The sequence below is a fragment of the Pseudomonas qingdaonensis genome (assembly GCF_018398475.1).
GTDB lineage: Bacteria > Pseudomonadota > Gammaproteobacteria > Pseudomonadales > Pseudomonadaceae > Aquipseudomonas > Aquipseudomonas palmensis.
This window is the reverse complement of record NZ_CP074676.1, coordinates 1,855,443-1,875,919: the sequence shown is the minus strand read 5'-3', so window position 1 is coordinate 1,875,919 and position 20,477 is coordinate 1,855,443. Positions and strand designations below refer to the sequence as shown.

The following is a 20,477-nucleotide window of genomic DNA, read 5'->3' as shown; positions in this document are numbered from 1 at the left end:
GACCGAGACAATCCTGTGGGAGCGGGCTCGACCCGCGATTGCAGGCGACGCAGTATCAGCCCTTGGCCGGCACCGAGCTGCCGCGCTTCTTGGTTTGCAGCAGGTGCGAGAACACCGCGTGCAGGTCATCCGACGCACTCTCCTCGTCGAGGTTGAGCTTGCTGTCGATGTGGTCCATGTGGTGCATCATCAGGCTCACCGCCTGGGCCGCATCACGCGCCTCGATGGCGTCGATCAGTTGCATGTGCTCGTCATACGAGCAGTGCGAGCGGTTGCCGCTTTCGTACTGGGCAATGATCAGCGAGGTCTGCGATACCAGGCTGCGCTGGAAGCTGATCAGCGGTGCATTGCCCGCCGCTTCCGCCAGCTTGAGGTGAAACTCGCCAGACAGGCGAATGCCGGCACCCCGGTCGCCGCGCGAGAAGCTGTCGCGCTCCTCGCGCACCATCTGGCGCAGTTCGTTCAACTGCTCGGCGGTGGCGTGCTCCACTGCAAGTTCGGTGATGGCACGCTCGACCATGCGCCGCGAAAAGAACACCTGACGCGCCTCTTCGACGGTCGGGCTGGCCACTACCGCACCGCGATTGGGGCGCAGCAGCACCACGCTTTCGTGGGCCAGGCGCGACAGCGCACGCCGGATGATGGTGCGGCTGACGCCGAAGATCTCGCCCAGGGCTTCCTCACTCAACTTGGTACCCGGCGCCAGGCGTTGTTCGAGGATTGCCTCGAATATGTGCGCGTAAACGATATCGTCCTGGGTGCCGCTACGACCGGCCTTGCCGGTGCGCGTGGGTTTCTTGAGGGGTTGCAGCTGTTCGTTCATGGGCGCTCGAGCACGGAGATCCACCTATCGGACCCTGACTGTAATACCAGCCAGTAGGGCGATGGCAAGTCCTGGATAGAAAATTAGACGTTCATGGTATTGACGCATTGTACACAGGCTTGGCGATTTCTGCAGAGTGCCATCACGTTATAGCCGTGGCGACAATTTACCTGCACACACCGACAAAAACATTATTTGCATTATTTGTATACAAACGCATAATCCAGCCGTGCAACTTCCTGACCCGCAGGTCAACAACAGGTCCGGTCGCCATGCCCTCCCCCTCGCAGAGCCCCCAGTCAACGCGCAGGACAAGCTCTGAACAACAAGAAAAGACGTGAGGAGTACACGCTGTGGAAAGCCGCAAACCCCAAGCCCCTACGCTGGATCTTGCCCCACCGCTCGAAACGAGCTGGCTGGAGCGGATTTTCAAACTCAAGCTGCACGGCACCACTGTCAGGACCGAACTGATCGCGGGTGTAACCACCTTCATCACCATGGCCTACATCATTTTCGTCAACCCCAACATCATGGCCGACGCCGGCATCGACCACGGCGCCGCGTTCGTGGCCACCTGCATCGCGGCGGCGCTCGGCTGCCTGCTGATGGGCCTGTATGCCAACTGGCCGGTGGGCCTGGCACCCGGCATGGGGCTGAATGCCTTTTTCACCTACACGGTGGTCGGCACCATGGGCTACACCTGGGAGGCCGCGCTGGGTGCGGTGTTCGTATCGGGTGTGCTGTTCATGCTGCTGACGCTGTCGCGGGTGCGCGAATGGCTGCTCAACAGCATCCCGCTGAGCCTGCGTCACGCCATGGGCGCGGGTGTGGGGCTGTTTCTCGGGGTGATCGGGCTGAAGACGGCCGGCATCATCGTCGCCAGCCCAGCCACCCTGATCAAGCTCGGCTCGCTGCACGAGCCTGGCCCGCTGCTGGCGGCGGCGTGCTTCCTGATGATTGCCGTGCTCAGCTATCGCCGGGTGTTCGGCGCGATCCTGATCAGCATCATCGCCGTGACACTGGCCGGCTGGGCCCTGGGCCTGGTGGAATATGGCGGCGTGTTCTCGCTGCCGCCGAGCCTGGCGCCCACCTGGATGGCCATGGACGTGGCGGGCGTGTTCAACGTCAGCATGATCAGCGTGGTACTGGCGTTTCTGTTCGTGCACATGTTCGACACCGCCGGCACGCTGATGGGCGTGGCCCAGCGCGCCAACCTGGTGAACGCCGAGGGGCGCATCGAAAACCTATCGCGGGCGCTCAAGGCCGACAGTGCATCGAGCGTGTTCGGTGCCGTGGTGGGTGTGCCGCCGGTAACCAGCTACGTGGAAAGTGCTGCAGGTGTGGCGGCCGGCGGGCGCACGGGGCTCACGGCCGTGGTGGTCGGCCTGCTGTTCGTCGCGGCGATGTTCTTTGCGCCGCTGGCGGGCATGATCCCGGCGTATGCCACCGCCGGCGCACTGATCTATGTGGCGATGCTGATGATGGGCAGCATGGCTCACATCAACTGGGATGAAGCCACCGACAGCATTCCGGCGATCGTCACGGCGATCATGATGCCGCTGACATTCTCGGTGGCGGACGGCATTGCGCTGGGCTTCATCACCTATGTGGTGCTCAAGGCCGGCACCGGGCGCTACAGGGAGATCTCGGCGAGCCTGTGGGTGCTGTGTGCGATCTTTGTGGCCAAGTTCGTGTTCCTGTAAGCACTGCGTCGGTTCAAGGAGCCTCGCCTTCGGGCGGGGCTTTTTGTTGCCTGTGCCGCTCTGCCAGCGAACAGCCCTGCAGGCACGCCCTCGAATCCGAGGCAAAAAAAAGCCCGCCAGTGAGAGCGGGCAAGGACCTACGAAGATTCATCTAGCGACCAACTAGCTTCCGCGATAGGTCGAGTAACTGTACGGCGAGATCAGCAACGGCACGTGGTAGTGATCCTGCTCGGCGCTGATGCCGAAACGCAGCACCACCACATCCAGGAACGCCGGCTCCGGCAACTGCACACCACGGGCACGATAATAGTCACCGGCACTGAACTGCAGCTGGTACACACCGCTGCGGTAATCCTCACCCTGCAGCAGTGGCGCATCGCAACGGCCATCGCTGTTGGTCAGCGCCGTGTTCACCAGCTCAAGCTGCTGGCCTTCGACCCGGTACAGCTCGACCTTGATCGAGCTGCCAGGGCAGCCATGTGCGGCATCCAGTACATGCGTGGTCAAACGTCCCATTGCGTGCGCCTCGTTTCAATCTATGGGCAAAAAATACCCGCACGGCACCGGGATGAAGCAGGGCAGCGTGCGGCTGTCGGATTATTAAGACATTTTCAGCTAAAATTGTACACAATAAATTCGACGATTTTGTTAGCCTGCCGAGCGTGGCCTGTAAATACGCCATCAGTCGCAAAGCCGCAGTCCTGGCGGACGCTATCGTCATTTACTGACCAATCAGGCAGGTTTCTTGCAACCTTTTTCAAGGCCAAATGGCGGAAGAAATGCGAAAAAACAGGCTTACAAATCGTCAATAAAGTTGTATACAATCACTCCATCGTTGTGGCCGATGACCTGACTCAGACACCACACCCCCGTTTTCACGTACAAGAAGGAAGGCTGCAGTGAGCGCTGATTATCCTCGCGACCTGATCGGTTACGGCAACAACCCACCCCATCCGCGCTGGCCGGGGAATGCCCGCATCGCTTTGTCTTTCGTGCTCAACTATGAAGAAGGTGGCGAACGCAACATTCTTCACGGGGACAAGGAATCCGAAGCCTTCCTTTCCGAGATGGTCTCGGCGCAGCCCCTGCAGGGCGCCCGCAACATGAGCATGGAATCGCTTTACGAGTATGGCAGCCGCGCCGGTGTGTGGCGCCTGCTCAAGCTGTTCGAAGACACCGGCGTGCCGCTCACCGTGTTTGCCGTGGCCATGGCCGCCCAGCGCCACCCCGACGTGATCCGCGCCATGGTCGCCGCCGGCCATGAGATCTGCAGCCACGGCTACCGCTGGATCGACTACCAGTACATGGACGAGAACCAGGAGCGCGAGCACATGCTCGAGGCCATCCGCATTCTCACCGACCTCACCGGCGAGCGCCCGCTGGGCTGGTACACCGGCCGTACCGGGCCCAACACCCGCCGCCTGGTGATGGAGGAAGGCGGCTTCCTCTACGACAGCGACACCTACGACGACGACCTGCCCTACTGGGAACCCAACAACCCCACCGGCAAGCCGCACCTGGTGATCCCCTACACCCTGGACACCAACGACATGCGCTTCACCCAGGTGCAGGGCTTCAATTGTGGCGAGCAGTTCTTCCAGTACCTCAAGGACGCCTTCGACGTGCTCTACGCCGAAGGTGCCGAGGCGCCGAAGATGCTCTCGATCGGCCTGCACTGCCGCCTGATCGGCCGCCCGGCACGCATCGCCGCGCTCAAGCGCTTCGTGGAGTACGCCAAGAGCCATGAGCAGGTGTGGTTCGCCCGGCGCGTGGACATCGCCCGCCACTGGCATGCCACCCACCCTTTCCAAGCCGAGAGCGCCAAATGACCGACTTCAAGACCCTCAAGCCTTCGACCCTGGACCGTGCCGCGTTCGTCGCCGCCTTCGCCGACATCTACGAGCACTCGCCGTGGGTCGCCGAAAAAGCCTACGACCTGGGCCAACTGCACGAGCTGGACCAGATCGAAGCCCTGCACCAGCGCATGAGCGACATCCTGCTCAGCGCCGATCACGCCAGCCAGCTGGCCCTGATCAATGCTCACCCGGACCTGGCCGGCAAAGCCGCCGTCCAGGGCGAACTGACCGAATCGAGCACCAACGAACAGGCTGGCGCCGGCATCCACCAGTGCACCGCCGAAGAGTTCGCCCGTTTCACCGAACTCAACGACGCCTACAAGGCCAGGTTCCAGTTCCCGTTCATCATGGCGGTAAAAGGCAGCAACCGGCACCAGATCCTCGCCTCGTTCGAGAAACGCATCCACAACTCGGTCGAGGCCGAGTTCAAGGAAGCCCTGGCGCAGATCAACCTGATCGCCCTGTTCCGCCTGCAGCAGCTGTAACCGGCGCGCCTTGGCAGGCACTGGCCTGCCGGCAATCGCCAAAGCCCCGACAACACATAATTAGAGAACACCCGCATGCGCACTTTAGTGATTGAGCCCCTGACCAAAGAAGCCTTCGCCCCTTTCGGTGACGTGATCGAAACCGACGGCAGCGACCACTTCATGATCAACAACGGTTCGACCATGCGCTTCCACAAGCTGGCCACGGTAGAAACCGCCCAGCCCGAGGACTCCGCCATCATCAGCATCTTCCGCGCCGACGCGCAGGACATGCCGCTGACCGTGCGCATGCTGGAGCGCCATCCGCTGGGCAGCCAGGCCTTCATCCCGCTGCTCGGCAATCCCTTTCTGATCGTGGTCGCGCCCGTTGGCGATGTACCTGTATCGGGTCTTGTCCGCGCCTTTGTCAGTAATGGCAGGCAGGGCATCAATTACCATCGCGGCGTCTGGCACCACCCGGTGCTGACGATCGAAAAGCGGGATGACTTCCTGGTGGTTGATCGCAGCGGTTCCGGCAACAACTGCGACGAACATTTCTTCAATGAGGATGAGCAACTGATCCTCGCACCCCACCAATAAGAGAAGGTCGGTCACTGGCCTGCGGTGACCGGCAAGAGGTAAAGACTGTGGAAGCACATCTGTTGGAATGGCTGAACCTGAGCGTGCGCTGGGTTCACATGATCACTGGCGTGGCCTGGATCGGCGCGTCGTTCTATTTCGTATGGCTGGAGAACAACCTCAACCGGGCCAACCCGCGCGACGGTCTGTCGGGCGACCTCTGGGCGATTCACGGTGGCGGTATCTACCACCTGGAAAAGTACAAGCTTGCCCCGCCGAAAATGCCGGAGAACCTGCACTGGTTCAAATGGGAAGCCTACTTCACCTGGATGTCGGGTATTGCCCTGCTGTGCCTGGTGTTCTACTGGAACCCCAGCGTCTACCTGCTGGCCCCCGGCAGCACCCTGAGCGGTGGTGAAGGCATCGCCATCGGCGTCGGTTCGCTGATCGCCGGCTGGTTCATCTACGACGTGCTGTGCGACTCGCCCCTGGGCAAGCGCCCCGGCCTGCTCGGCCTGGTGCTGTTCGTGCTGATCATTGCGGCCTGCTACGGCTTCAGCCAGGTGTTCAGCGGCCGTGGTGCGTACCTGCACACCGGCGCGATCATCGGCACCATCATGGTCGGCAACGTGTTCCGCATCATCATGCCGGCCCAGCGTGCACTGGTCGCCGCCATCGAGAAGAACGAAACCCCCGACCCGACCCTGCCGGCCAAGGGCCTGCTGCGTTCGCGCCACAACAACTACTTCACCCTGCCGGTGCTGTTCATCATGATCAGCAACCACTTCCCGAGCACCTACGGCAGCCAGTACAACTGGCTGATCCTGGCCGGGATCGCGATTGCAGCGGTGCTGGTGCGTCACTACTTCAACACCCGCCACGACAGTGCCAAGTACGCCTGGACCCTGCCCGTCGGCGCCCTGGCGATGATCTGCCTGGCCTACGTCACCGGCCCCAAGCCGATGCCGACCGCCCCTGAGCAGGCCGCTGCCAAGGTCCAGTACCAGCCGCTGCCGGAAACCGCACTGGGTGGCAAGACCGCTGCCGAGAAAGCCGCCGAACAGGCTGCCAACCCGGCACCTGCCGCCACCCCGGCCGAAGCGCCCGCCACTGCCACCGCTGCGGCGGACAGCGGCAACTTCGACAAGATCCACAGCGTCATCCAGGAACGCTGCACCGTGTGCCATTCGGCCAAGCCGACCAGCCCGCTGTTCAGTGCCGCCCCGGCCGGCGTGATGCTCGATACCCCGCAACAGATCCAGCAACTGGCCCCACGCATCCAGGCACAGGCCGTCGCCAGCCAGATCATGCCCCTGGGCAACATCACCCAGATGACCCAGCAGGAACGTGAACTGATTGGTGCATGGATCGCCAAGGGTGCTCCAACCAACTGATACAAGCTTCAAGCGGCAAGCTACAAGCTGCAAGCCAGGCGCGGCCTCCTGCTTCTTCGCAAGCAGGGCGCCTGAGCCTGCAGCTACCCAGAATAAAAACAAAACCTGAGGTGCTGCATGTCCGAGTCACGCAAGGCGTACATCCCCGTTGCGCCGCCACGACAGCCACTGCCCCTGCTGCAACTGATCCTGGTGGGTTTGCAACATGTTCTGCTGATGTACGGAGGTGCCATTGCGGTGCCGCTGATCATCGGGCAGGCCGCCGGGCTCTCTCGTGAAGAAATCGCATTCCTGATCAATGCCGATCTGCTGGTCGCCGGTGTCGCCACCGTGGTCCAGTCGCTCGGCATTGGCGCACTGGGCATCCGCATGCCGGTGATGATGGGCGCCAGCTTCGCCGCCGTCGGCAGCATGGTGGCCATGGCCGGCATGCCCGGCGTGGGCCTGCAGGGGATTTTCGGCGCGACCATCGCCGCCGGCTTCTTCGGCATGCTGATCGCCCCGTTCATGTCCAAGGTGGTGAGGTTTTTCCCGCCACTGGTCACCGGCACGGTGATTACCTCCATCGGTCTGTCGCTGTTCCCGGTCGCCGTCAACTGGGCCGGCGGCGGCGCGGCGGCCGCGCCGTTCGGCTCGCCGATCTACCTGGCCGTGGCCGGCCTGGTGCTGACCACCATCCTGCTGATCAATCGCTTCATGCGTGGCTTCTGGGTGAACGTGTCGGTACTGATCGGCATGGGCCTGGGCTACATCATTGCCGGCGCCATCGGCATGGTCGACCTCAGCGGCCTGGCCCAGGCCCCCTGGGTACAGGTGGTCACCCCGCTGCACTTCGGCATGCCCACCTTCAGCCTGGCGCCGATCCTGTCGATGTGCCTGGTGGTGGTGATCATCTTTGTCGAGTCCACCGGCATGTTCCTGGCGCTGGGCAAGGTCACCGAGCGTGAAGTGACCCCGGGCATGCTGCGTCGCGGCCTGTTCTGGGACGCCGGCGCCTCGTTCGTGGCAGGCTTTTTCAACACCTTCACCCACTCCTCGTTCGCACAGAACATCGGCCTGGTCCAGATGACCGGCGTGCGCTGCCGCTACGTGACCGTGGTGGCCGGGCTGTTCCTGATCGTGCTCAGCCTGCTGCCCAAGGCGGCATTCCTGATTGCCTCGATCCCGCCGGCGGTACTGGGCGGCGCCTCCATCGCCATGTTCGGCATGGTCGCGGCCACCGGCATCAAGATCCTGCAGGAGGCCGACATCGGCGACCGGCGCAACCAGTTGCTGGTGGCCGTCAGCGTCGGCATGGGCCTGATCCCGGTGGTACGTCCGGAGTTCTTCGCGCAGATGCCGCAGTGGATGGAGCCGATCACCCACAGCGGCATCGCCATGGCCACCGTCAGTGCCCTGGTACTGAACCTGCTGTTCAACGTATTGGGCGGCGCCGAACGCGCCGCGCACAACGACGCCGTGCACCAGCACTGATACACGGGGCGGCGCCTGCCGCCCCGCTCAACCCGAGCACCACGCAGTACCGTCGGCCCCTGGGAGTGGGCCGCTCGGGGCGCGTTTGCGCCGAAAAAACCGCAATCCAACAATAACAATAGCCGGGAATAACCACATGAAACGCATCACCTCTTCCCTCTTGCTGGGCAGCAGCTTGCTGGCCACGCTTCCTGCGGTAGCGGAGGACCTGCTGCTCTGGCACACCAACAGCCTGACGTATCTGTACGGCAAGGACTTTCAGGTCAACCCGCGGATCCAGCAGACGGTGACTTTCGAGCACGCCAACAAATGGAAGTACGGCGACAACTTCCTGTTCGTCGACAAGATCTTCTACAACGGCGGCCAAGACCGTAACAAGGGCAAGAACACCTACTACAGCGAGATCAGCCCGCGCCTGTCGTTCGGCAAGATCTTCGACCAGAAGCTGGAGTTCGGCCCGATCAAGGACGTGCTGCTGGCCATGACCTACGAAACCGGTGAAGGCGACAACGAGGCCTACCTGATCGGCCCGGGCTTCGACCTGGCCATCCCCGGCTTCAACTACTTCACCCTCAACTTCTACCAGCGCAACACCGAAGGCAGCCGCCCGGGTGATCGCGTGTGGCAGATCACCCCGGCGTTCTCCTACACCATCCCCATGGGCAGGTCCGACCTGCTGATCGATGGCTACATGGACTGGGTGGTGGACAACGACGAAAGCCGTCGCGGCACCTACCACGCCAACCTGCACTTCAACCCGCAGGTCAAGTACGACCTGGGCAAGGCGCTGAACATCGGCGCCAAGCAGCTGTACGTGGGTATCGAATACAGCTACTGGAAGGACAAATACGGCATCGAGGACAGCGATCGCCTCAAGACCAACCAGAGCGTGACCAGTGCGCTGATCAAGGTTCACTTCTAAAACCTGATCGAACGCACAGTTTTTGTCGCACACGCTCCATAACGGAGCACTTGAGGGACGGCGCGCAAGCCAGTAATCTGCGCGCCCCCTCGCTCAGGGTAGGACCCTTCCTACCTGCGTTTACTGACCGCTCAGTCAATGAATTCGGGCGGTTGGTAAGCGTATTGCCAGCCTCACGCCCCTTGTTCAACTGTTCAGAAAGACGTCGAGCAGGCCCGTTGCGCCAACCCGCCAAGGTTGGCTCAGCTCTTGCGAACGCGCTGTGGCCGATCGAAAAAAGCTGACCAAAAAGACAACACGTTGAACCAGAACGGCGCCGACACAGAGTGCCGAATCAATCAAGGGAGCACGCAATGCGCATTACCAACAGCCTGATGCTTGCAGGCGGCCTGCTGGCGGCAAGTACCGCCACCGCCGGTGACTTGCTGCAGTGGCAGAACAACAGCCTGACCTACCTCTACGGCAAGGACTTTACGGTCAACCCGCAGATCCAGCAGACCTTCACTTTCGAGCACGCCGATGCCTGGAAGTACGGCGACAACTTCCTGTTCATCGACAAGATCTTCTACAACGGCAAGAAGGACGGCAACGTCGGTCCGAACACCTACTACGGCGAGTTCACCCCGCGCCTGTCGTTCGGCAAGATCTTCGACCAGAAACTGGAGTTCGGCCCGGTCAAGGATGTGCTGCTGGCCATGACCTACGAGTTTGGCGAGGGAGACAACGAGTCGTACCTGATCGGCCCAGGCTTCGACCTGGCCATCCCCGGCTTCGACTACTTCCAGCTCAACTTCTACCAGCGCCACACCGAGGGCAGCCGCGCCGGTGACAACGTATGGCAGATCACCCCGGTGTGGTCGTACACCATTCCCGTGGGCAAGTCGGACATCCTGATCGACGGCTACATGGACTGGGTGGTGGACAATGACGAGACCCGGCGTCGCGGCACCTATCATTCCAACCTGCACTTCAACCCGCAGATCAAGTATGACCTGGGCAAGGCCCTGAACCTGGGCGAAAAACAGCTGTACGTCGGTTTCGAATACGACTACTGGAAAGACAAGTACGGTATCAAGGACAGCGACGCCTTCGATACCGACCAGAACACCGCGAGCCTGCTGGTGAAAGTGCACTTCTGACCGGGTTGCGTTCTTCGCCGGCAAGGCCGGCTCCTACAGACGGCTCACTCCTGTAGGAGCCGGCCTTGCCGGCGAAGAGGCCATCAGCCCCGGATGGCCTTCCAGAGCTTGCCCACCACGGCAACCACCGCCAGCACCGCAGCCCCCGCCACTACGCCCACGCCGGCATTGAGCAAGGCCGTCGTCAGCGCCCCGCCACGCCCTTCGCCGAAGGCCTCGATGGCATGATGCAGCGGCGCGATGCCATGCACCAGAATCCCCCCACCTACCAGGAACATCGCCGCAGTGCCGATCACCGACAGGCTTTTCATCATGTAGGGCGCCGCACTCAAAATGCCGTTGCCGATGGCCTTGGCTGCACGCGAGGCCTTTTGCGTCAGCCACAGGCCCAGATCATCCAGCTTGACGATCCCCGCCACCAGCCCGTACACGCCGATCGTCATCACGATCGCGATGCCCGACAGCACGATGATCTGCTGGGGCAGTGGCGCATCGGCCACGGTGCCCAGCGTGATGGCGATGATCTCGGCCGAGAGAATGAAGTCGGTACGCACCGCGCCCTTGATCTTGTCTTTCTCGAACGTCACCAGGTCGACCGCCGGGTTGGCCACTGCTTCGGTCAATGCCGCATGCCCGGCCTTGGCCTCCTCGGCGCTGTGCAGAAACCTGTGCGCGAGCTTTTCGAACCCCTCGAAGCACAGGTAGGCGCCGCCGAGCATCAGCAGCGGGGTTACCGCCCACGGGATGAATGCGCTGATCAGCAACGCAGCCGGCACCAGGATCAGCTTGTTCAGGAACGAGCCCTTGGCCACCGCCCACACCACCGGCAGTTCCCGCTCGGCGCGCACACCCGTGACCTGCTGGGCATTGAGCGCCAGATCATCACCCAGTACGCCGGCGGTCTTCTTGGCCGCGACCTTGGTCATGACCGAGACATCGTCGAGTACCGTGGCGATATCGTCGATCAGTACCAGCAAACTGCTTGCAGCCATGATTCATGTTCCATTGAGGTGAGATGGCGCCAAGCTTAGCCTGTCGATGGGCAAAAGGGGCGACCTTGAGCGCTTCGCGAACGCGGTGCTACCATGCGCAACCGCCTGCCCAGGCCTGTTGCCGCACGCGGCCAGATACAAGGAACAGCGCCACCATGAGCACCATTCGCGAGCGCAACAAAGAACTGATCCTGCGGGCCGCCAGCGAGGAGTTCGCCGACAAGGGCTTCGCTGCCACCAAGACCAGCGACATCGCGGCCAAGGCCGGCCTGCCCAAGCCCAACGTCTACTACTACTTCAAATCCAAGGAAAACCTCTACCGCGAGGTGCTCGAAAGCATCATCGAGCCGATCATGCAGGCCTCCACCCCGTTCAATGCCGACGGTGAGCCGCAAGAGGTGCTCAGTGCCTACATCCGCTCCAAGGTGCGCATCTCCCGCGACCTGCCCTTCGCGTCCAAGGTGTTCGCCAGCGAGATCATGCACGGCGCGCCGCACCTGAGCGCAAGCCAGGTCGAGCAGCTCAACGTGCAGGCACGGCACAACATCGAATGCATCCAGGGCTGGATCGAACGCGGCCTGATCGCCCCGGTCGACCCGCACCACCTGATGTTCAGCATCTGGGCTGCAACCCAGACCTATGCCGATTTCGACTGGCAGATCTCGGTGGTCACCGGCAAGGCCAAGCTCGAGGACAGCGACTACGAGGCGGCGGCGCAGACCATCATCCGGCTGGTGCTCAAGGGCTGTGCGCCGGACGCCTGATCGCGTTGACTGCTTCGCCGGCAAGGCCGGCTCCTACAAGGCTCGCGCAGACATGTAGGAGCCGGCCTTGCCGGCGAAAGGGCCCTACGCCGCCACCCCCGCATCCGCCGTCAACCCCGCCTCTTCGATCGCACTGATCGCGCACTGCTCGTCGATATCCGACGTATCACCGCTGATACCGATCGCGCCCAGCACTGCCCCGCTCTGATCCCGAATCAGCACCCCACCCGGCGCCGGCACCACCGGGCTCTGGCCCAACCCGTTGAGCGCGGCAAAGAACGCCGGGCGCTGCTGCGCGTCCAGCGCCAGCAGGCGCGAGCCCTTGCCCAGCGCAATCGCGCCCCACGCCTTGCCCATCGCCACCTGCGGACGCAGCAGGCTGGCACCGTCCTCGCGCTGCAGGGTCAGCAGGTGCCCACCGGCATCGAGCACCACCACGGTCAGCGGCGCCGCCGAAATCCTGCGGCCGGCCGCCAGCGCGCCATTCACCAGGCTCACCGCTACTTTCAAGCTCAGAACGTTCATCCAAAGGTCCTCTTGTTGTTAGAAGCCCACGTGGGCAAGTGAAAAACCAATACAACAAATAGAACACAATGAAGAATATTTTTGTATACAATAATTCACTCCATCCGACCAAAACCCGTCACAACCCCTTTTTTACGGGGTAACGACGAAAGCACCCGGTGGCGGATGAAAATGGATTGACCAGAGTCGCCTGCCGTGAATACACTCTGTCGAAAAGCAATTTGTATACAATTACAAAATCTAAGAGGCACAAAACCATGAGCAAAATGAGAGCAATCGATGCAGCCGTGCTGGTCATGCGCCGTGAAGGCGTCGACACCGCATTCGGCATCCCGGGCGCCGCGATCAACCCGCTGTATTCGGCCCTGAAGAAAGTCGGCGGCATCGATCACGTCCTTGCTCGTCACGTGGAAGGTGCCTCGCACATGGCCGAGGGCTACACCCGTACCAAGGCCGGCAACATCGGCGTGTGCATCGGCACCTCCGGCCCTGCCGGCACCGACATGGTCACCGGCTTGTACAGCGCCTCGGCCGACTCCATCCCGATTCTGTGCATCACCGGCCAGGCGCCTCGCTCGCGCCTGCACAAGGAAGACTTCCAGGCCGTCGACATAACCAGCATCGTCAAGCCGGTCACCAAGTGGGCCACCACCGTGCTCGAACCTGGCCAGGTGCCGTATGCGTTCCAGAAAGCCTTCTATGAAATGCGCACCGGCCGTCCTGGCCCGGTACTGATCGACCTGCCGTTCGACGTGCAGATGGCCGAGATCGAATTCGACATCGACGCCTACCAGCCGCTGCCGGTGAGCAAGCCGTCGGCCAACCGCGTGCAGGTCGAGAAGGCCCTGGCCATGCTCGACTCCGCCGAGCGTCCGCTGCTGGTGGCCGGTGGCGGCATCATCAACGCCGATGCCAGCGACAAGCTGGTGGAATTCGCCGAACTCACCGGTATCCCGGTCATCCCGACCCTGATGGGCTGGGGCACGATCCCTGACGACCACCCGCTGATGGTGGGCATGGTCGGCCTGCAGACCTCGCACCGCTACGGCAACGCGACCATGCTCAAGTCGGACGTGGTGCTGGGCATCGGCAACCGCTGGGCCAACCGCCATACCGGCTCGGTGGATGTGTACACCGAAGGCCGTCGCTTCATTCACGTCGACATCGAACCGACCCAGATCGGCCGCGTGTTCACCCCGGACCTGGGTATCGTGTCCGACGCCGGCGCCGCACTGGACGTGTTCCTGGAAGTGGCCCGCGAGTGGAAAGCCGCCGGCAAGCTCAAGGACCGTGGCGAGTGGCTCAAGGACTGCCAGCAGCGCAAGGCCAGCCTGCACCGCAAGACCCACTTCGACAACGTGCCGGTCAAGCCGCAGCGCGTGTACCAGGAAATGAACCAGGTGTTCGGCAAGGACACCTGCTACGTCAGCACCATCGGCCTGTCGCAGATCGCCGGTGCGCAGTTCCTGCACGTGTACAAGCCGCGTCACTGGATCAACTGCGGCCAGGCCGGCCCGCTGGGCTGGACCATTCCTGCGGCACTGGGCGTGGTCAAGGCCGACCCGTCGCGCAAGGTCGTGGCACTGTCGGGCGACTATGACTTCCAGTTCATGATCGAAGAGCTGGCGGTGGGCGCGCAGTTCAACCTGCCGTACATCCACGTGGTGGTGAACAACTCCTACCTGGGGCTGATCCGCCAGGCCCAACGCGGCTTCGAGATGGATTACTGTGTACAGCTGGCGTTCGAGAACCTCAACGCCCCGGAACTGAACGGCTACGGTGTGGACCACGTCGCGGTTGTAGAAGGTCTGGGTTGCAAGGCACTGCGCGTGTTCAAGCCGGAAGAAATCCAGCCAGCCCTGCGCAAGGCCCAGCAGATGGCCGAAGAGTTCAAGGTGCCGGTCGTGGTCGAGGTGATCCTCGAGCGCGTGACCAATATTTCCATGGGTACCGAAATCAACGCGGTCAACGAATTCGAAGACCTGGCGCTGGTCGGCAACGACGCGCCAACCGCGATCTCGCTGCTCGACTGACTGTTGTAGCGGCCCTGCTGCCCCGCGCACAGGGCCCACTTTTGCAAGGAGACAACCATGCCTCGTTTCGCCGCCAACCTGTCCATGCTGTTCACCGAGCAGGACTTTCTCGCCCGTTTCAAGGCTGCTGCCGACGCCGGCTTCAGCGGGGTCGAGTACCTCTTCCCGTACGATTTCAGCTCGGCTGAAATCAAGCAGCACCTGGACAGCAACGGCCTGACCCAGGTGCTGTTCAACCTGCCGGCCGGCGACTGGGCCAAGGGTGATCGCGGCATCGCCTGCGACCCGTCCCGTGTCGAGGAATTCCGTGCCGGCGTGGACCTGGCCATTGCCTACGCCCAGGTACTGGGCAACACCCAGGTCAACTGCCTGGCCGGTATTCGCCCACAAGGCCCGGACTGCGCCACGGTGCGCAAGACCTTCGTCGACAACCTGAAGTTCGCCGCCGACAAGCTGCAGGCAGCAGGCATCAAGCTGGTGATGGAGATGATCAACACCCGCGACATCCCGGGCTTCTACCTGAACACCACCAAGCAGGCGCTGGAGATCCAGGCCGAAGTGGGCAGCACCAACCTGTTCCTGCAGTACGACATCTACCACATGCAGATCATGGAAGGTGACCTGGCCCGCACGATGGAAGGCAACCTGGCCAAGATCAACCACATCCAGCTGGCCGACAACCCGGGCCGCAACGAGCCGGGCACCGGCGAGATCAACTACCGCTTCCTGTTCGAGCACCTGGACCGCATCGGCTACCAGGGCTGGGTAGGCTGCGAATACAAGCCGCTGACCACCACCGAAGCGGGCCTTGGCTGGCTCAAGACCCACAACGCGATCTAATCATCTTTCTGCCGGGACGCATTTCCTGTGGGAGCGGGCCTGACCCGCGATGCGATAGCGCGTTCACCGCCGCTATCGCGGGTCAAGCCCGCTCCCACAGGGTCCCCACAACAAATACAAGAGGCAACTCTCATGGCTAAAATCGGATTCATCGGCACCGGCATCATGGGCCTTCCAATGGCTCAGAACCTGCAGAAGGCAGGTCACAGCCTGTTCCTTTCCTCGCACCACGGCGCCGCGCCAACCGACCTGATCGCCGCCGGCGGCGTGGCCCTGGCCAACCCCAAGGAAGTGGCCCAGGAAGCCGAGTTCATCATCGTCATGGTGCCGGACACTCCCCAGGTCGAAGCCGTGCTGTTCGGTGAAAACGGCGTGGCCCAGGGCATTGGCCCGAACAAGGTGGTGATCGACATGAGCTCGATCTCCCCTACCGCCACCAAAGCCTTCGCCGAGAAGATCAAGGCCACCGGCGCCACCTACCTCGACGCCCCGGTGTCCGGTGGTGAAGTCGGCGCCAAGGCCGCGACCCTGAGCATCATGGTCGGCGGTTGCCCCAAAGCCTTCGAACGTGCCCAGCCGCTGTTCCAGGCCATGGGCAAGAACATCACCCACGTGGGTGGCAGTGGTGACGGCCAGACCGCCAAGGTCGCCAACCAGATCATCGTGGCCCTGAACATCCAGGCCGTTGCCGAAGCCCTGCTGTTCGCCGCCAAGAACGGCGCCGACCCGGCCAAGGTGCGCGAAGCACTGATGGGCGGCTTTGCCTCCTCGAAAATCCTCGAAGTGCACGGTGAGCGCATGATCAAGGGCACCTTCGACCCGGGCTTTCGCATCAGCCTGCACCAGAAGGACCTGAACCTGGCCCTGCAGGGTGCCAAGGAGCTGAACATCAACCTGCCCAACACCGCCAATGCCCAACAGGTGTTCAGCACCTGCGCGGCCATCGGTGGCGCCAACTGGGACCACTCGGCGCTGGTCAAGGGCCTTGAGCACATGGCCAACTTCTCGATCCGCGGCGACAAGTAAGCGTCAAGCGGCAGGTTTCATGCGGCAAGACCGGCAGACCGCGCATCGGTCCGCTGTCTCTTGCAGCTTGTAGCCTGAAGCTTGCCGCGCTAAAGAGCACCACCCGCCCTTGGGCCCGTCTGCACGGAGGCAGGCCCAGGGGCGTTTTCGATTCTGCAAAACAATAAGATTTGGGAGCCTGCCATGTCGGTCGATCCGCAACACTTTCTGCGCGAGCTGTTCGCCACGGCCATCGATGCCGCGCATCCACGCCAAGTGCTCGAAGCCCACCTGCCCAGCGACCGCAGCGGCCGCGTCATCGTCATCGGCGCCGGCAAGGCCGCCGCCGCCATGGCCGAAGTGGTCGAGCGCAGTTGGCAGGGCGAGGTCTCGGGCCTGGTCGTGACCCGCTACGGCCACGGCGCCAGCTGCAGCAAGATCGAAGTGGTCGAAGCCGCCCACCCGGTACCGGACGCCGCCGGCCTGGCCGTGGCCAAGCGTGTGCTGGCGATGGTCAGCGACCTCAGCGCCGACGATAGGGTGATCTTCCTGCTCTCCGGCGGAGGTTCCGCCCTGCTGGCCCTGCCCGCCGAAGGCCTGACCCTGGCCGACAAGCAGCAGGTCAACAAGGCCCTGCTCAAATCCGGCGCCACCATCGGCGAGATGAACTGCGTGCGCAAGCACCTCTCGGCGATCAAGGGCGGCCGCCTGGCCAAGGCCTGCTGGCCGGCCACGGTGTACACCTACGCGATTTCCGACGTACCCGGCGACCTCGCCACCGTGATCGCCTCCGGCCCCACCGTGGCCGACCCGAGCACCTCGGCCGAAGCGCTGGCGATCCTCAAGCGCTACAACATCCAGGCCCCGGCCGCCGTCACCGCGTGGCTGAACAACCCGGCCTCCGAAACCGTCAAGGCCGATGACCCGGCCCTGGCCCGCAGCCACTTCCAGCTGATCGCCCGCCCCCAGCAGTCGCTGGAGGCCGCTGCGGTAAAGGCGCGCCAGGCCGGCTTCAGCCCGCTGATCCTGGGTGACCTGGAAGGTGAGTCGCGTGAAGTGGCCAAGGTGCATGCCGGCATCGCGCGCCAGATCGTGCAGCACGGCCAGCCACTGGCGGCGCCCTGCGTGATCCTGTCGGGCGGCGAAACCACCGTCACCGTGCGCGGCAATGGCCGCGGCGGGCGCAACGCCGAGTTCTTGCTCAGCCTCACCGAAAGCCTGAAGGGGTTGCCCGGTGTGTACGCACTGGCCGGTGACACCGACGGCATCGACGGCTCCGAAGACAACGCCGGGGCCTTCATGACCCCCGACAGCTATGCGCGTGCCCAGGCCCTGGGCCTGTCGGCGGCGGACGAGCTGGACAACAACAATGGCTACGGTTATTTCGCCGCGCTCGACGCCTTGATCGTTACCGAGCCCACGCGCACCAACGTCAACGATTTTCGCGCCATCCTGATCCTCGAGACCGCACAACATGACGCCTGACAAGAAAGTCAAAATCCTCGCCACCCTCGGCCCCGCGACCAAAGGCATCGACGACATCCGTCAGCTGGTCGAAGCCGGGGTGAACATCTTTCGCCTGAACTTCAGCCACGGCGAGCACGCCGACCACGCCATGCGTTTCGAATGGATCCGCGAAGTGGAGCGCCAGCTCAACTACCCGCTGGGCATCCTCATGGACCTGCAAGGCCCCAAGCTGCGTGTCGGGCGTTTTGCCGAAGGCAAGGTGCAGCTGCAACGCGGCCAGGCCCTGCGCCTGGACCTGGATGCCACACCGGGCGATGCACAGCGGGTCAACCTGCCCCACCCGGAGATCATCGCCGCGCTGGAGCCGGGCATGGACCTGCTGCTCGATGACGGCAAACTGCGCCTGCGCGTGACCGCCAAGCACGCCGACGCCATCGACACCGAGGTGCTCAACGGCGGCGAACTGTCCGACCGCAAGGGCGTGAACGTGCCCCAGGCGCTGCTCGAGCTCAGCCCGCTGACCGAAAAGGACCGTCGCGACCTGACCTTCGGCCTGGAGCTGGGCGTGGACTGGGTGGCCCTGTCGTTCGTGCAGCGCCCTGAAGACATCATCGAGGCGCGCCAGCTGATCGGCGACCGGGCCTACCTGATGGCCAAGATCGAGAAGCCCTCGGCGGTCACGCAACTGCGCGAAATTGCCCAGTTGAGCGACGCGATCATGGTCGCCCGTGGCGACCTGGGCGTGGAAGTGCCGGCCGAAAGCGTGCCGCAGATCCAGCAGCGCATCATCACCACCTGCCGCCAGCTGGGCCGCCCGGTGGTGGTGGCCACGCAGATGCTCGAATCGATGCGCTTCAGCCCGGCCCCGACCCGCGCCGAGGTCACCGACGTGGCCAACGCCGTGGCCGAGGGCGCCGATGCGGTGATGCTGTCGGCCGAGACCGCCTCGGGCGACTACCCGCTCGAAGCGGTGCAGATGATGAGCAAGATCATCCGCCAGGTCGAAAGCGGCCCGGACTACCAGGCCCAGCTGGACGTGGGCCGGCCACAGGCCGAGGCCACGGTGTCGGATGCGATCAGCTGCGCGATCCGTCGCATCAGCGGCATCCTGCCGGTGGCGGTGCTGGTGAACTACAGCGAGTCGGGCAACTCGACCCTGCGCGCAGCGCGTGAACGGCCGCGTGCACCGATCCTCAACCTGACCCCCAACCTCAACACCGCACGGCGCCTGAGTGTGGCCTGGGGCGTGCATTCGGTGGTCAACGATCGGTTGCGCCAGGTGGATGAAGTGGTGTCCACGGCACTGGAGATTGCCCAGGCCCAGGGCATGGCCAGCCGTGGCGACATCCTGTTGATCACTGCCGGTGTGCCTTTTGGCAAGCCGGGGTCGACCAATACGCTGCGGATCGAAACACTGCTCTGATTTGATTGGGGCGGCTGCGCCGCCCATCGCGGGTCAAGCCCGCTCCCACAAGGATCACATCGGCCCTTGTGGGAGCGGGCTTGACCCGCGATGGGCGCACTGACACACCACACCGTGGGACAACAAAGCCCGAAGAGGCGCCCCACTCCACCCACCCTGACCCACTGCCATGTACACCAAGAACTTCGTCAACCCGTGCCCCGACTGGGCCACCGCCTTGCTCAACGGTTTCAGTCAGGTGCTGCTGCAGCGCAACCCGCTGTGCGGCCTGCTGTGCCTGCTGGCCATCCTGATCACCGCCCCCGAACTCATCGGCGGTGCGCTGCTGGGCGCCCTTGCCGGGCTGCTCACCGCGCAGCGCCGCGGCTACAACCGCGCCGACCGCCAGGCCGGCCTGTACAGCTACAACGGCGTGCTGCTGGGCCTGCTGCTCAGCCACGCACTGCCCTGGTCGGCCCTGCTGCCCCCGCTGATCATTGCCGCCGCGGGCCTGAGCAGCATGCTGGTGCACCAATGGCTCAAGCGCAAAAGCCCCCGCCTGCTGCCCGCCTACACCGCGCCCTTCGTGCTGATCGGCTGGGCGGTACTGGCGCTGGCCGAGCCTTCCAGCGCCGGCTACGGCCCGGTCGCGGCCAACCCGTTGTTCGCCCTGGGTCGCGGCCTGGGCCAGATCTTCCTGCTCGACCAGCCGCTGGCCGGCCTGCTGATTGCCCTGGGCCTGCTGATCGCCAACCGCTACGCCGCCGCCTGGGCGCTACTGGGCGCCGCCCTGGGCGGCAGCGTGGCGCTGCTCGGTGGCGAGGCCGGCGCCGGCTACTACGGCCTGTACGGCTTCAATGCGGCGCTGGCCGCGCTGGCCTTCAGCCAGACCCGCGTACAACCCTGGCGGCCGTTGCTGGCCATCGTTCTGGCCATCGTGCTGCAACCGCTGCTGGGCCTGTTGCCGGTGCCGGGCCTGACCGCGCCGTTCATCCTCGCCTGCTGGCTGCTGCAACTGGGCACCGCTGCCCGACGTCGCCCGCTTGCACAGCTGCGGGCCAGCCCCTAGGCTCTGCTCCATCTTGTAATGGAAAGC

The 20,477-nt window shown here is 63.5% G+C and carries 19 protein-coding genes; 15 read left to right on the top strand and 4 right to left on the bottom strand.

From position 1 onward, the window contains the following. Positions 1-55: 55 nt before the first annotated feature. Positions 56-823 (bottom strand): GntR family transcriptional regulator, encoded by a 768-nt coding sequence (locus KH389_RS08810; RefSeq protein ID WP_054915597.1) that lies wholly within the window; start codon positions 821-823, stop codon positions 56-58. A gap of 353 nt (positions 824-1,176) precedes the next feature. Here KH389_RS08810 and KH389_RS08805 point away from each other — a divergent pair, with 353 nt between their 5' ends. Continuing rightward, positions 1,177-2,526, top strand: a complete 1,350-nt coding sequence (locus KH389_RS08805; protein WP_054915598.1) for an NCS2 family permease — start codon at positions 1,177-1,179, stop codon at positions 2,524-2,526. 162 nt (positions 2,527-2,688) lie between these two features. Here the strand turns inward: KH389_RS08805 and uraH are convergent, their stop codons facing one another. After that, on the bottom strand, positions 2,689-3,042 hold the full coding sequence (gene uraH / locus KH389_RS08800) for a hydroxyisourate hydrolase (RefSeq protein WP_043862351.1): 354 nt from the start codon (positions 3,040-3,042) through the stop codon (positions 2,689-2,691). 383 nt (positions 3,043-3,425) lie between these two features. Here uraH and puuE point away from each other — a divergent pair, with 383 nt between their 5' ends. The 7 genes from puuE (at position 3,426) to KH389_RS08765 (ending at position 10,353) form a co-directional block, all read left to right on the top strand. Next, a complete protein-coding gene (puuE, locus tag KH389_RS08795; RefSeq protein ID WP_043862350.1) occupies positions 3,426-4,355 on the top strand; it encodes an allantoinase PuuE in 930 nt (309 codons plus the stop codon). Further along, entirely contained in the window at positions 4,352-4,867 is a 516-nt protein-coding gene (uraD, locus tag KH389_RS08790; protein WP_043862349.1) for a 2-oxo-4-hydroxy-4-carboxy-5-ureidoimidazoline decarboxylase, read from the top strand. The genes puuE and uraD overlap by 4 nt, the downstream gene beginning before the upstream one ends. A 75-nt stretch (positions 4,868-4,942) precedes the next feature. Then, entirely contained in the window at positions 4,943-5,446 is a 504-nt protein-coding gene (locus tag KH389_RS08785; protein ID WP_043862348.1) for an ureidoglycolate lyase, read from the top strand. Positions 5,447-5,493: 47 nt separating this feature from the next. Then, positions 5,494-6,819: a urate hydroxylase PuuD gene (locus KH389_RS08780; protein ID WP_043862347.1), complete on the top strand. Its 1,326-nt coding sequence runs from the start codon at positions 5,494-5,496 to the stop codon at positions 6,817-6,819. Positions 6,820-6,936: 117 nt separating this feature from the next. Next, on the top strand, positions 6,937-8,292 hold the full coding sequence (locus KH389_RS08775) for a nucleobase:cation symporter-2 family protein (RefSeq protein WP_043862346.1): 1,356 nt from the start codon (positions 6,937-6,939) through the stop codon (positions 8,290-8,292). A 136-nt stretch (positions 8,293-8,428) separates the two neighbouring features. Continuing rightward, entirely contained in the window at positions 8,429-9,214 is a 786-nt protein-coding gene (locus tag KH389_RS08770) for an outer membrane protein OmpK (protein ID WP_043862345.1), read from the top strand. Positions 9,215-9,567: 353 nt separating this feature from the next. After that, positions 9,568-10,353 (top strand): outer membrane protein OmpK, encoded by a 786-nt coding sequence (locus tag KH389_RS08765; RefSeq protein ID WP_043862344.1) that lies wholly within the window; start codon positions 9,568-9,570, stop codon positions 10,351-10,353. A gap of 83 nt (positions 10,354-10,436) precedes the next feature. Here the strand turns inward: KH389_RS08765 and KH389_RS08760 are convergent, their stop codons facing one another. Next, complete coding sequence (locus KH389_RS08760; RefSeq protein WP_054915600.1) at positions 10,437-11,345, bottom strand: DUF808 domain-containing protein; 909 nt, start codon at positions 11,343-11,345, stop codon at positions 10,437-10,439. A 155-nt stretch (positions 11,346-11,500) separates the two neighbouring features. Between KH389_RS08760 and KH389_RS08755 the strand changes: the two genes are divergently transcribed. Further along, the gene (locus KH389_RS08755; protein ID WP_043862341.1) at positions 11,501-12,109 is read left to right on the top strand and encodes a TetR/AcrR family transcriptional regulator; all 609 of its coding nucleotides are present in this window, start codon (positions 11,501-11,503) and stop codon (positions 12,107-12,109) included. 84 nt (positions 12,110-12,193) lie between these two features. Here KH389_RS08755 and KH389_RS08750 read toward each other — a convergent pair whose 3' ends face one another. Further along, positions 12,194-12,634 (bottom strand): GlcG/HbpS family heme-binding protein, encoded by a 441-nt coding sequence (locus KH389_RS08750; RefSeq protein ID WP_054915601.1) that lies wholly within the window; start codon positions 12,632-12,634, stop codon positions 12,194-12,196. A 257-nt stretch (positions 12,635-12,891) separates the two neighbouring features. Here KH389_RS08750 and gcl point away from each other — a divergent pair, with 257 nt between their 5' ends. From gcl to KH389_RS08720, 6 genes are all read left to right on the top strand, one after another. Then, positions 12,892-14,667: a glyoxylate carboligase gene (gene gcl, locus KH389_RS08745; protein ID WP_043859896.1), complete on the top strand. Its 1,776-nt coding sequence runs from the start codon at positions 12,892-12,894 to the stop codon at positions 14,665-14,667. Positions 14,668-14,724: 57 nt separating this feature from the next. Continuing rightward, the gene (gene hyi / locus KH389_RS08740; protein WP_054915603.1) at positions 14,725-15,507 is read left to right on the top strand and encodes a hydroxypyruvate isomerase; all 783 of its coding nucleotides are present in this window, start codon (positions 14,725-14,727) and stop codon (positions 15,505-15,507) included. Between the two features lie 132 nt (positions 15,508-15,639). Next, entirely contained in the window at positions 15,640-16,533 is an 894-nt protein-coding gene (locus tag KH389_RS08735) for a 2-hydroxy-3-oxopropionate reductase (protein WP_116053261.1), read from the top strand. Positions 16,534-16,716: 183 nt separating this feature from the next. Continuing rightward, positions 16,717-17,997, top strand: a complete 1,281-nt coding sequence (locus KH389_RS08730; protein ID WP_054915605.1) for a glycerate kinase type-2 family protein — start codon at positions 16,717-16,719, stop codon at positions 17,995-17,997. Next, positions 17,987-19,402 carry a pyruvate kinase gene (pyk, locus tag KH389_RS08725; protein WP_043859892.1) on the top strand — a complete coding sequence of 472 codons (1,416 nt, stop codon included), beginning with the start codon at positions 17,987-17,989 and terminating at the stop codon, positions 19,400-19,402. The genes KH389_RS08730 and pyk overlap by 11 nt, the downstream gene beginning before the upstream one ends. 169 nt (positions 19,403-19,571) lie before the next feature. Next, entirely contained in the window at positions 19,572-20,450 is an 879-nt protein-coding gene (locus tag KH389_RS08720) for an urea transporter (RefSeq protein ID WP_213607223.1), read from the top strand. Positions 20,451-20,477: the final 27 nt, after the last annotated feature.

Coding starts and splice junctions, on each gene's coding strand:
- KH389_RS08810 (WP_054915597.1), bottom strand. CDS start 823: ATGAACGAACAGCTGCAACCCCTCAAGAAACCCACGCGCACCGGCAAG.
- uraH (WP_043862351.1), bottom strand. CDS start 3,042: ATGGGACGTTTGACCACGCATGTACTGGATGCCGCACATGGCTGCCCT.
- uraD (WP_043862349.1), top strand. CDS start 4,352: ATGACCGACTTCAAGACCCTCAAGCCTTCGACCCTGGACCGTGCCGCG.
- KH389_RS08785 (WP_043862348.1), top strand. CDS start 4,943: ATGCGCACTTTAGTGATTGAGCCCCTGACCAAAGAAGCCTTCGCCCCT.
- KH389_RS08775 (WP_043862346.1), top strand. CDS start 6,937: ATGTCCGAGTCACGCAAGGCGTACATCCCCGTTGCGCCGCCACGACAG.
- KH389_RS08770 (WP_043862345.1), top strand. CDS start 8,429: ATGAAACGCATCACCTCTTCCCTCTTGCTGGGCAGCAGCTTGCTGGCC.
- KH389_RS08765 (WP_043862344.1), top strand. CDS start 9,568: ATGCGCATTACCAACAGCCTGATGCTTGCAGGCGGCCTGCTGGCGGCA.
- KH389_RS08760 (WP_054915600.1), bottom strand. CDS start 11,345: ATGGCTGCAAGCAGTTTGCTGGTACTGATCGACGATATCGCCACGGTA.
- KH389_RS08755 (WP_043862341.1), top strand. CDS start 11,501: ATGAGCACCATTCGCGAGCGCAACAAAGAACTGATCCTGCGGGCCGCC.
- KH389_RS08750 (WP_054915601.1), bottom strand. CDS start 12,634: ATGAACGTTCTGAGCTTGAAAGTAGCGGTGAGCCTGGTGAATGGCGCG.
- gcl (WP_043859896.1), top strand. CDS start 12,892: ATGAGCAAAATGAGAGCAATCGATGCAGCCGTGCTGGTCATGCGCCGT.
- hyi (WP_054915603.1), top strand. CDS start 14,725: ATGCCTCGTTTCGCCGCCAACCTGTCCATGCTGTTCACCGAGCAGGAC.
- KH389_RS08735 (WP_116053261.1), top strand. CDS start 15,640: ATGGCTAAAATCGGATTCATCGGCACCGGCATCATGGGCCTTCCAATG.
- KH389_RS08730 (WP_054915605.1), top strand. CDS start 16,717: ATGTCGGTCGATCCGCAACACTTTCTGCGCGAGCTGTTCGCCACGGCC.
- pyk (WP_043859892.1), top strand. CDS start 17,987: ATGACGCCTGACAAGAAAGTCAAAATCCTCGCCACCCTCGGCCCCGCG.
- KH389_RS08720 (WP_213607223.1), top strand. CDS start 19,572: ATGTACACCAAGAACTTCGTCAACCCGTGCCCCGACTGGGCCACCGCC.